Source organism: Ruminococcus hominis (assembly GCF_014287355.1).
Classification (GTDB): Bacteria; Bacillota; Clostridia; order Lachnospirales; family Lachnospiraceae; genus Schaedlerella; species Schaedlerella hominis.
Map to the genome: position 1 here is coordinate 2,178,723 of NZ_JACOPE010000001.1, position 12,042 is coordinate 2,190,764.

Annotated in this window: 10 protein-coding genes, 1 other RNA gene and 2 other annotated features; all 11 genes read right to left on the reverse strand. The window is 37.2% G+C overall.

Annotated elements, in window-relative coordinates:
- Window positions 1–6 precede the first annotated feature (6 nt).
- Window positions 7–1,026 carry a phenylalanine--tRNA ligase subunit alpha gene (gene pheS / locus H8S40_RS09650; RefSeq protein ID WP_022076353.1) on the reverse strand — a complete coding sequence of 340 codons (1,020 nt, stop codon included), beginning with the start codon at window positions 1,024–1,026 and terminating at the stop codon, window positions 7–9.
- Between the two features lie 37 nt (window positions 1,027–1,063).
- Window positions 1,064–1,297 (reverse strand) — a binding site (T-box leader).
- A 54-nt stretch (window positions 1,298–1,351) separates the two neighbouring features.
- The gene (locus H8S40_RS09655; RefSeq protein WP_243238223.1) at window positions 1,352–2,233 is read right to left on the reverse strand and encodes a YihY/virulence factor BrkB family protein; all 882 of its coding nucleotides are present in this window, start codon (window positions 2,231–2,233) and stop codon (window positions 1,352–1,354) included.
- Window positions 2,234–2,472: 239 nt separating this feature from the next.
- Complete coding sequence (locus H8S40_RS09660) at window positions 2,473–4,125, reverse strand: 2-isopropylmalate synthase (RefSeq protein WP_186865151.1); 1,653 nt, start codon at window positions 4,123–4,125, stop codon at window positions 2,473–2,475.
- A gap of 79 nt (window positions 4,126–4,204) precedes the next feature.
- Window positions 4,205–4,495: a binding site (T-box leader), on the reverse strand.
- 125 nt (window positions 4,496–4,620) lie between these two features.
- Window positions 4,621–4,800: non-coding RNA, 6S RNA (ssrS, locus tag H8S40_RS09665), on the reverse strand.
- Window positions 4,801–4,886: 86 nt separating this feature from the next.
- On the reverse strand, window positions 4,887–5,231 hold the full coding sequence (locus tag H8S40_RS09670; protein ID WP_118737088.1) for a hypothetical protein: 345 nt from the start codon (window positions 5,229–5,231) through the stop codon (window positions 4,887–4,889).
- Between the two features lie 3 nt (window positions 5,232–5,234).
- On the reverse strand, window positions 5,235–6,728 hold the full coding sequence (gene thrC, locus H8S40_RS09675; RefSeq protein WP_022076349.1) for a threonine synthase: 1,494 nt from the start codon (window positions 6,726–6,728) through the stop codon (window positions 5,235–5,237).
- A 17-nt stretch (window positions 6,729–6,745) separates the two neighbouring features.
- Window positions 6,746–7,234 carry a 3-isopropylmalate dehydratase small subunit gene (locus H8S40_RS09680; RefSeq protein WP_022076348.1) on the reverse strand — a complete coding sequence of 163 codons (489 nt, stop codon included), beginning with the start codon at window positions 7,232–7,234 and terminating at the stop codon, window positions 6,746–6,748.
- Entirely contained in the window at window positions 7,234–8,508 is a 1,275-nt protein-coding gene (gene leuC / locus H8S40_RS09685; protein ID WP_118737086.1) for a 3-isopropylmalate dehydratase large subunit, read from the reverse strand. Before leuC ends, H8S40_RS09680 begins: the two co-directional genes overlap by 1 nt.
- A gap of 96 nt (window positions 8,509–8,604) precedes the next feature.
- Window positions 8,605–9,690, reverse strand: a complete 1,086-nt coding sequence (gene asd / locus H8S40_RS09690; RefSeq protein WP_186865152.1) for an aspartate-semialdehyde dehydrogenase — start codon at window positions 9,688–9,690, stop codon at window positions 8,605–8,607.
- A gap of 50 nt (window positions 9,691–9,740) precedes the next feature.
- On the reverse strand, window positions 9,741–11,120 hold the full coding sequence (gene argH / locus H8S40_RS09695; protein WP_118723905.1) for an argininosuccinate lyase: 1,380 nt from the start codon (window positions 11,118–11,120) through the stop codon (window positions 9,741–9,743).
- Window positions 11,121–11,326: 206 nt separating this feature from the next.
- A complete protein-coding gene (locus H8S40_RS09700) occupies window positions 11,327–12,004 on the reverse strand; it encodes an epoxyqueuosine reductase QueH (RefSeq protein ID WP_366482431.1) in 678 nt (225 codons plus the stop codon).
- Window positions 12,005–12,042: the final 38 nt, after the last annotated feature.

A 12,042-nucleotide genomic window follows, 5' to 3' on the forward strand; every position in this document is an offset into this window, starting at 1 on the left:
TGCCAACTAGAATTGTTTCAAGAAACGAATATCATTTTCATATAATAATCTCATGTCATCAATCTCGTATTTCAATAATGCGATACGTTCCAGACCTACACCGAAAGCAAATCCATTGTATTCTTCCGGATCAATTCCGCACATTTCCAGTACGTGTGGATGAACCATTCCGCATCCAAGAATCTCAATCCATCCGGATCCTTTACAGAAACGGCATCCTTTTCCACCGCATTTAAAACAGCTCACATCCACCTCTGCACTTGGCTCTGTAAACGGGAAATGATGTGGACGGAATTTTGTCTTTGTATCTGGTCCGAACAATTCTTTTGCAAATACTTCCAAAGTACCTTTTAAATCTGCAAATGAAACATTTTTATCGATTACAAGACCTTCAATCTGATGGAAGGATGGAGAGTGTGTTGCATCTACTTCATCAGAACGGAATACTCTTCCCGGTGCAATCATACGGATTGGAAGTTTTCCCTGTTCCATCACTCGTGCCTGTACCGGAGATGTCTGTGTACGAAGTACGATATCTTTATTAATATAGAATGTATCCTGTTCATCTTTTGCAGGATGATCTGCCGGAATATTCAATTTTTCAAAATTGTACAGATCGTACTCTACTTCTGGTCCTTCAACTACTTCATATCCCATTCCTACGAAGATTCTTTCTACTTCTTCCAATGCGATTGTATTTGGATGTCTATGTCCTACACTATTTTTCTTAGATGGAAGTGTAACATCGATTACTTCTGCTTTCAGCTTTTCCTCGCGGATTGCTTTTTCCATCTTTGTTTTTGTCTCTTCCATAATCTGCTCAATTGCAGCTCTTGTCTCATTGACAAGCTGACCAACCTTTGGACGTTCTTCTGGAGCAACATCCTTCATACCTTTCAATACAGCTGTTAATTCACCTTTTTTTCCAAGAAATTTAACACGCACATCATTTAATTTTTCTGGAGCATCAGAAGCCTGAATTGCTTCAATTGCTTCTTTTCTGATCTGTTCCAATCTTTCTTTCATCATTTTTCTCCTTTCAAATAAAAAAGCTCCATCCCCAAAAAGGGACGAAGCTTATATTTTACTCGCGGTACCACCCTGTTTCCCAAAGTTATAACTTTTGGACACTCTGTTTGTGTAACGTACAACTTACGGTGTTCTCTACTTTATTTTTTCAAAAACACAGCTAACGTGGGAAATTCAATTACTATCTGAACTTAAGAAAATTTTCAGCCGATGATTCTCTCTCTCTGATAGAAGATAGCTCTCTACTGTACACGGTCTTCGCTTTTATGTTCATTTTATTTTTCAAAATTACCTCTATATTTTATCATATTCATACTGTTTGTCAAGTTTGATTTTCTGATGATTCCTCTTCTTTCTCATGTGCAAACATCTTGATTGCCCTTTGTAACAGGGCATTTACTTCTCCTCCAAGCAAAATGACATACATACACATATAAAGCCAGAGCATAATTAAAATGATCATCGTAAGGCTTCCATACATTGTTGTAAATCCGGTAAATATATCAAGATAAATAGAAAATATAAACGAAATCACTTGCCATGCACAAGCTGTAAATATTGCTCCTGGCAATTGTTTCTTCATTGTTGTTTTCCCTATATTCTTTCTGTTTGGCAAATATTTATATACCATATCCCAGAATAATGTAAGAATACCTAATGTAATCAGAGTTCTGCTTCGAATAACCATATCAATTAATCTGACTAACACCGGAAAATGCTGATTTAACATAATTGCAATCCGATTACCAAATACAGATAAAACAAGTGACAAAATAATTGCCACCAAAAATATCACTGTATACAATGATGCTCTGATTCGCAAATATACATAATTACGTGTTTCTCTGCTTTCATATACGCAATTCAGTCCATTTGTAATCGACAGTACTCCTCTCCCTGCCGACCATAACGCCACTAGAACTGTGATTGGAATGATTGTGCCAGACTGGCTGTACACCTGATCCACTATAGATTCAATCAACCCTTCTACTGTCGTTGGAAATGCCTGCAGTACAGCATTCATAATATAATCCTTTGTTAATGAGGTAAATTGTACCATCGTTAACAATAATAATATGATTGGAATCATGGATAAGACGAAAAAATAAGCTGCCTGAGCAGCATAAGCTCCTGTATGATGTGAGCTCACCACATCCATAACACGAAGCGCATATCCTTTTATTCGATTAAATTTTTCTTTCATATACTTCCTCATCTATCATTACATTTTATTGTAACAACTCTAAATCTCCTCGCAGCTATGTATTTTTAATCCACACCGCATTCAGTTTTAATAGAATAGCATACCCAATAAAAATATTCAAGTATATCATTTCAAGGACTGTTTTGTAGCTCTCTGCCAGATTTTGTGCCTTAAAAACGGGTTCAGTCAGCATGACCAAACCCGTTTTTGTTATATTTAATATAGAAATAGATTTTTATTTATCGGTTATTGATTGCCGTAATCAATGCATCGATTGATGCATGGATAATATCTGGATCCACTCCTGCTCCCCATGCAAGTTTGCCACTTGGAGTCTGGATTCCTACATAAGCAATTGCCTGTGAACTTGAGCTTTGTTCCAAAGCATGTTCTTGGTAAGTTACCAATGAGAAATCTAAATTATAAGCTTTCTTTAAAGCATTACTTACTGCATCCAATCGACCATTTCCTGTTGCTTCTGTTGTAATTGTTTTTCCTTCATATGTAGAAGTAACCTGAGTTGTAATTCCATCTTTCTGTTGGAAATGTACTTCATTGATGCTGTATGGTGATGTAATATTTTCAAATTTTTCTTTAAATAATTCAAAGATTTCTTCCGGCTGCAGTTCGGCATGCTTGTGGTCCGAAACACTCTTCGTTGCATAACTCATTGCCTCACGCATCTTTGGTGGAAGATTAAGGCCAAATCGAGTTTCCAGAATATAGCCAACACCGCCTTTACCAGACTGACTATTGATTCGTATAACATCCGCGTCATAACTCCTTCCGACATCAGTAGGATCAATTGGAAGATATGGAACTGTCCAATGATTTGGATCTTTTTCGTCAATCCATTTCATTCCTTTTGCGATTGCATCTTGATGTGAACCAGAAAATGCGGCAAACACCAATGCTCCACTATAAGGACTTCTTTCCCCTACTGTCATACCTGTATATTCTTCGTACTGTTCTACGATTCCCGGCATATCAGAAAAGTCAAGTTCCGGATCAACGCCCTGTGCATACATATTCATTGCAACTGTAATAATATCCACATTGCCTGTACGCTCACCATTTCCAAACAATGTACCTTCCACACGGTCTGCCCCTGCTAAAAGTCCAAGCTCTGTATCTGCAACTCCGCAACCTCTGTCGTTATGTGCATGCTGTGAAAGAATTACATTCTCTCTGTATTTCAAATTCTTTGACATGTATTCCACCTGACTTGCGTAAACATGTGGCAAAGATAATTGTACTGTTACCGGAATATTGATGATTGCTTTTCTTTCCGGTGTCGGCTGCCATACATCCAGCACTGCATTACATACTTCTACTGCATAATCCATCTCTGTACCTGTAAAGCTCTCTGGACTATACTCAAAATAAAGATCCTGCCCTGCTTCATCTGCCAGTCTTTTTAATAATGCTGCTCCATCGATTGCAATCTGTTTTACTTCTTCTTTTGACTTGCGGAATACCTGCTCTCTCTGTGCATAAGATGTTGAATTGTATACATGAACAATTGCTTTTTTTGCACCTTTGATTGCCTCAAATGTTTTCTTGATAATATGTTCTCTTGCCTGTGTCAACACCTGAATGGTTACATCATCCGGGATCAGATTATGCTCGATCAAAGTACGGCAGAATTCATATTCTGTTTCAGACGCTGCCGGAAATCCGACTTCAATTTCTTTAAATCCAATCTTTACGAGTAATTTGAAGAATTCTACTTTCTGTTCAAGACTCATTGGAATCACCAATGCCTGATTGCCATCTCGTAAATCCACGCTACACCAGATTGGAGCTTTATCTACATATTCTTTTCTCGTCCAATCCAGACATTCAGTTGGCGGCATATAATACTGTCTTTTGTACTTATTGTGATTCATCATGATTCATTTCCTCCTCGTTTTACATACCATTATATTTTTTATGCAAAAGAAAAAGTCCTCCGTCTCGCAAAATATCTTTGCAAGAGACGAAAGACTGCTATTTATCAAGTCCTACGCGGTACCACTCTTATTTATGAATGTTACTTCATACACTTATCAGATACAGGCTTTGTATATTCATATACGAAGCGATATATCTACCCTAGATAACGGTTGGGTTCCGTCTGCGTCTACTCTCCTGAACTTCTCCGTTCAGAATTTGGGGCAGCCGCTCCGAGGCCAGTTCCATCTATTCTTTCAACTGCTTTTCACCAACCAGCAGCTCTCTGGATTCAGATATAAATGTAATAATCCTCTTCATAGCTTTTTTCTATTACATAGCACAAGGTTACCATTATCTGGTACTCTTGTCAATATTTTTTTCTGAATTTTTATGCATTACTTATTCACCTAATATACAAAAAAGGCAGCCATTACTGACTGCCTCTTCTTTCGTATATCCCCAAAATGCCGTTCCCTGTCTTCTGACTCCTAGCTTCTGCTAGGTGGGCGTCCGCATCTGCTTTTCTGTCTTCCACTGCATAATGATGGCCTGACATATTACAGAGATTTGAGAGTCCCGTTTAAAGTAATGTAGGTTCAAAACAACAAGGTTATCGAACATCTCAGGTGATTTTTTCTCTGAGAGTATTATAACTCATTTAAATACTTTTTACAACATCAAGATATTGGAAATTGTTGCAAATTATAACCACATCAGATTAAAAATACTGTTTTTTTAATTTTGTAGTATAAACCAAAAAGCCAACAAGTACGATCAAGAATAAAATATTTGCAATTGTATCCACTATTCCAACTGGTTTGACAAATGAATTGATCATATCAATTACACCATATATTGTTGTAACTATACCAAACACAAGTACTGACGGAAGTGCCTTTTCCAGAAATGCTTTTTTATTTTTACATTTTTTTGCAACATAAGCATTTCCTAACAGAAGGATCTCATTGATCTCACCTGTTTTTTTCATTTTAATATATGCATATAATGTATATATACCACATCCTAATACGATCAGACTTACAAATCCAAATACGTCATTCATTTTTTACTCCTCTACACCGAGAATTTCTTTTACGGTCTCTTTCATTTTATCTACATCGCACTCTTTTGTATGTCGAATCTGTGCGTTGCGAATTTCTTCAATTGCATTCGGAATCGCTACTCCTGAAACCTTCTCAAGTTCGTCGATCAATGCAAATTCTTCTAATTCATCATATTTCTCATCAATTGCTGTCATTACACTTCTTGCAAATTTATAAGGGCTTGCTGTTGATGCAACCAACATCTTTTTCTGATCCTTGCTTGCATCACGATATGCTCTGCTTACATGCGCTGCGACAGCAGTATGTGTATCCATCACATATCCTGTAGACTTATAAGTTCCACCAATTGTCTCTTTTGTTTCTTCTTCTGTAGAATATCCACCTTCGAAATCAGATAATTTTTCTTTCATCTCAGGAGTAATTTCATATACACCATCTTTTTTCAAAGCTTCCATTAACTCACTATTTTTCTTAGCATCCTGTCCTGCAATTGTATAAATCAATCTTTCCAGATTGCTTGAAATCAGAATGTCCATCGATGGTGATGAAGTCAAAACAAACTCTCTGTTTCTGTCATATTTTCCTGTTTTAAAGAAATCAAACAAAACTTTATTTTCATTAGAAGCACAGATTAATTTTGCAATCGGAACTCCCATCTGTTTTGCATAATAAGCAGCAAGAATATTTCCAAAGTTTCCTGTTGGAACTGTAACATTAATTTCTTCACCATTTTCAATTTCTTCATTTTCAAGTAGTTTTGCATAAGCATATACATAATAAACAACCTGCGGAACCAGACGTCCGATATTGATTGAATTTGCTGATGAAAACTGATATCCTGCCTCTGAGAGTTCTTTTTCTAACTCTTTATCCTCAAAAAGTGCTTTCACGCCACTCTGAGCATTGTCAAAATTACCATGAATTGCAACAACCGAAGTATTATCCCCTTTCTGTGTCACCATCTGTAATTCCTGTACTTTACTTACACCATTCTTTGGATAAAAAACAATAATTTTTGTTCCCGGTACATCTGCAAATCCGGCAAGAGCAGCTTTTCCAGTATCACCTGAAGTAGCTGTTAAAATCACAATATCTTTTGTGACATTATTTTTCTTTGCAGCTGTTGTCAACAAATGTGGCAGGATAGATAATGCCATATCTTTAAATGCAATGGTTGCTCCGTGGAACAATTCCAAGTGATATGTATCGCCTACTTTTACAAGTGGAGCAATTACTTCTGTATCGAATTTGGAATCATATGCACTATTAATACAATGTTTCAATTCTTCTTCTGTAAAATCTGTTAAGAACTGTTTCATAACAGCATACGCTGTCTCCTGATAAGACATCGTTTTCAATTCATTCATTGTCACATCTAATTTTGGCAGTTCTGTTGGCACAAATAAACCGCCATCTTCTGCAAGACCTTTTAAAATTGCCTGAGAAGCTGTTACTGTCTTATCTGCGTTTCGTGTACTCTTATATAATAAGTTCATCTTTTCATCCTCACATATTATTTTCTACTATTTGTATAGTTTACAAGTCCGCCCGCTGCGATTAATTTCTGCATAAACTCTGGGAAAGCCTGTCCCTGAAATTCTGTTCCTTTTGTACGGTTATAAATTTTTCCACTGTCAAAATCTACTTCTACTTCATCTCCGGCATCGATTCCTCTTGCTGCTTCCGGACATTCGATGATTGGAAGACCAATGTTAATTGCATTACGATAGAAAATTCTTGCGAATGTCTCTGCAATAACACAGCTTACACCTGCTGTTTTTAAACAAAGTGGAGCATGCTCTCTGGATGATCCGCAGCCAAAGTTTTTATTTGCTACGATCAAATCTCCCGGCTGTACTTTTTTTACAAAATCTGGATCGATATCTACCATTGCATGGCTTGCCAGTTCCTGTGCGTCAAATGAATTCAAATATCTTGCTGGAATAATAACATCTGTATCCACGTTATCCCCATACTTAAATACATGTCCTTTTGCTTTCATTATTTGTCACCTACTTTCTCTGGATTAGCGATGCATCCTGCAATTGCACTTGCTGCTGCAACTTCCGGTGATGCCAGATAAATCAATGAATCAACATGTCCCATTCTCCCTACAAAATTACGATTTGTTGTTGAAACACATTTCTCTCCTGCTGCCATAACTCCCATATGACCTCCCATACAAGGTCCGCAACTTGGCGTATTCACAGCACATCCTGCATCTACAAAAATATCAAGAAGACCTTCTTTAATACATTGCTTATAAATCTTCTGTGTAGCAGGAATTACCATTACACGTACATCCGGATGAACAGTGTGTCCTTTCAAAATTGCTGCTGCTTTTCTCATATCTTCCATACGTCCATTTGTACAAGATCCGATCACTACCTGATCAATTTTAATCGGCTCCATTGCTTCAATCTCATCAATTGTCTTGGCATTTCCAGGTAAATGAGGAAACGCTACAGTCGGACGCACTTCTGCAAGGTTGATTTCAACGACCTGCTCATATTGTGCATCTTCATCTGCCGTATACACTGTATACTCTTTCTTTGTATGCTCTTTCAAATACTCTTCTGTCTTATCGTCTACAATAAAGATACCATTTTTAGCACCTGCTTCAATTGCCATGTTCGCCATTGTAAATCTGTCATCCATAGAGAGATTCTCAATCCCATCACCTACAAATTCCATTGATTTATATAAAGCTCCATCAACACCGATTTTGCCGATAATATGAATAATAATATCTTTACCGCTTACATATGGTCCTGGTTTTCCTGTTAATACAAATTTGATTGCCCCTGGTACCTTGAACCACAATTCACCTGTTGCCATACCTGTAGCAATATCTGTTGTACCCACACCTGTAGAAAATGCTCCTAATGCTCCGTATGTACATGTATGAGAATCCGCACCAATAATACATTCTCCGGCAGCCACTACACCAGCCTCAGGAAGGATTGCATGTTCAACACCAGATTTTCCTTGTTCAAAATACCATTTCAATCCCTGTTCTTTCGCAAACTCTCGGATTGCTTTTGAATTTTCTGCTGATTTAATATCTTTGTTTGGTGTAAAATGATCCGGTACAAATACAACCTTATCCTTATCAAACACATGATCTGACATCTGTTTTACGATTGGCAAAGCCATAGGTCCGGTAATATCATTTGCCATCACTACATCTAATTTTGCCATGATCAGCTGTCCTGCCTCTACAGAGTCCAACCCTGCATGTGCTGCCAGGATCTTCTGTGTCATTGTCATTCCCATCGTGACAACCTCCTTTATGCCCAATATTTTCTTTTATCTGTTTCTTTATATTTGTTAATACCTTCGGACAGATATTGCCCGAAGGTTCTTTTGTAATTATTTTGCCTGAATATACCCCTTTGCTGTCAAAGCTTCTGCACAAAGGACAGCACCACCTGCTGCACCTCTTACTGTGTTATGAGACAGTCCAACGAATTTATAATCAAACATGCTGTCTTCTCTGAGTCGACCAATTGATACGCCCATTCCATTTTCATAATTTACATCCTGTGTAACCTGTGGACGATTATCTTCTTCTAAGTACTGAATAAACTGCTTTGGAGCACTTGGAAGGTTTGCTTCCTGTGGAAATCCTTTGAAATTCACAAGCTTTTCGATAAGCTGTTCTTTTGTAGGTTTCTTTTCAAAATTGATAAATACAGCTGCTGTATGTCCATTTAAAACAGGTACTCGGATACACTGACATGTAATCTTTGGAAGCTCTGCTTTCACGATCTGTCCATTCTCTACTCTTCCAAGTACACGAAGTGGCTCCTGCTCACTCTTCTCTTCTTCTCCTCCGATAAATGGAATAATATTTCCAACCATTTCCGGCCAATCCTTAAATGTCTTTCCTGCTCCTGAAATTGCCTGGTATGTTGTAGCAACAACTTCTTTTGGTCCAAATTCTTTCCATGCTGCCAGACAAGGTGCGTAACTCTGAATAGAACAGTTTGGTTTTACTGCAATAAATCCACGAGTTGTTCCAAGACGTTTTTTCTGATCTGCAATCACCTCAAAATGCTCTGCATTGATCTCAGGCACTACCATTGGTACATCTGGTGTCCAGCGATGTGCACTATTATTTGAAACAACCGGAGTTTCTGTTTTAGCATAAGCCTCTTCAATTGCCTTGATTTCTTCTTTTGTCATATCTACTGCACTAAACACAAAATCTACTGTAGATGCAACTTTTTCTACTTCATTTACATTCAATACAACCAGTTTTTTTACTGCTTCCGGCATTGGAGTATCCATTTTCCATCTGTCTCCAACAGCATCTTCATATGTCTTTCCTGCTGAACGTGGGCTTGCTGCTACTGTTACTACCTCAAACCATGGGTGATTTTCAAGAAGAGAAATAAATCTCTGTCCTACCATTCCTGTTGCTCCTAAGATACCGACTTTTAACTTCTGTTCCATTATACATCTTCTCCTTTATCTAACTCTTCTATGATATAACTGCATTATGATTATTCTGCAATCAAATATGCTTCTTCCTGTGCAATCACTTTTTCCATTGCAGCTTTTCCAGGTGCTCCAATCGTATTTCTCATCTCAACACAGGTTTTCATACTGATTGCTTCATAAATATCTTCTTCAAATACCGGTGAAATCGCTTTGAACTCTTCCAATGACATATCATCGAGTGCAATATTCTTATCAATACAATATAACACCAGTTGACCTACAATACCATGTGCATCCCGGAATGGAACTCCATGGTTAACAAGATAATCTGCTGCATCTGTCGCGTTTGTAAAACCATTCTTAGCACTGTTTTCCATTCTTGTTTTATTGAATTTCATCGTGCGAAGCATTCCGGTAAATAATGCCAGACATCCTTTGGTTGTGTCAATCGCATCAAAAACAAATTCTTTGTCTTCCTGCATATCTTTATTATATGCCAGTGGAATTCCTTTCATCGTTGTCAACATAGACATCAATGCTCCATATACTCTTCCTGTCTTACCACGAACCAGCTCTGCAATATCCGGATTCTTTTTCTGAGGCATAATACTGCTTCCTGTACTGTATGCATCATCAATATCTACAAACTGATATTCATTTGAATTCCAAATAATCACTTCTTCCGAAAATCTACTCAAATGCATCATCACAGTCGACATTGCAGACAAAAGTTCAATTAAATAATCACGATCTGCGACAGAATCCATACTATTAAGTGTCGGTCCTTCAAAATCAAGCAACGTTGCAGTATATTCACGATCTAATGGATACGTAGTTCCTGCCAGTGCCCCTGAACCTAATGGACAATAATTCATTCTTGCGTAAATATCTTTCATCCGGGAGCGATCTCTTTTAAACATTTCAAAATATGCTCCCATGTGATGTGCCAGTGTGATTGGCTGTGCTTTCTGAAGGTGGGTAAATCCAGGCATATAGGTTTCCGTATTCTCTTTCATAATTTTTAAGAGTACTTCCAATATATCCTTTAACAGCTTATCCAATTCCAGAATCTCATCTCGGGTATATAACTTCATGTCGAGTGCAACCTGATCATTTCTACTTCGCCCGGTGTGCAGCTTCTTCCCTGCATCTCCAATTCTGTCAATTAAATTTGCTTCCACAAAACTATGAATATCTTCATATTTGTCCGTAATCTCTAATGTCCCATTCTCGACATCTTGTTTGATTCCGTTTAATCCTTCAATAATCTGTTTCTTCTCATCTTCTGTCAGGATTCCCTGTTTTGCAAGCATTGTCACATGTGCAATACTTCCCCGGATATCTTGCTCATAAAACTTCTTATCAAAGGAAATGGATGCATTAAAATTGTATACCAGCTGATCCGTTTCTTTTGTAAAACGGCCACCCCATAATTGTGCCATAGCCAATTTCCTCTCTTCTTTATTGTATTACTTTGTTCTGTAAGAATAAACTCCAGTCATATTCAGACTTTCTATATCTTCAGAGCGTTACTTTTGCACATTAGTTTAACATACTAAAGTGTTAATGTCTATCTTTTTTTCTGTGAAAGTGCCAAAAAATAGATTTCACTCTGTTTTTTATTCTGACAACATAAAGAAATTGCACTTTATTTTTTGTTTTTATTTTTCGCTTCTTTTCGTTCTTTCATCGAAAATACACAGCCACAATAATCCTGTCTGTACAATCCATATTGCTCAGACAATTCAACCGAACGTTTATATCCATTTTTCTTTTTAAAATCCGACAGCAGATACTCTATTCCATATTCTTCAGCTAAAAGCATCCCTATCTCGTTTAATTTCTGGGCATTTTTTAAAGGGCTGATACTCAATGTCGTCGTAAAAAAATCATATTCCCCATTCTTTGCAATTTTAGCAGCTTCCCTCAATCTTAATTCATAACATTTGAAACATCTTTCGCCACCTTCTTTTACATTCTCCATCCCACGTGCCATATTATAGAATTTTTCTGAATCATAATTTCCCGCAATAAATGTAACCGGATGTTTAAAACGCATTTCTGATATCAGTTTTTGCTGTTCCAGCACTCTCTTCGTATATTCACTTTCTGGATATATATTCGGATTATAATAAAATACTGTAACCTCAAAATATTGCGACAAATATTCTAAAACATAACTGCTGCATGGTGCACAGCAGCTGTGAAGAAGAAGCCGTGGCACTTTTTCTTCTTTTTTTAATTCCAGAATTAATTTATCTAATTCTTTCTGATAATTTACTTTCTGCCCTGCTTTATTGCTCACTTTCCAATTCCATACACTCACGTTTTTTATTCCTCATCTTTTCGTTTTCTATTATTCTT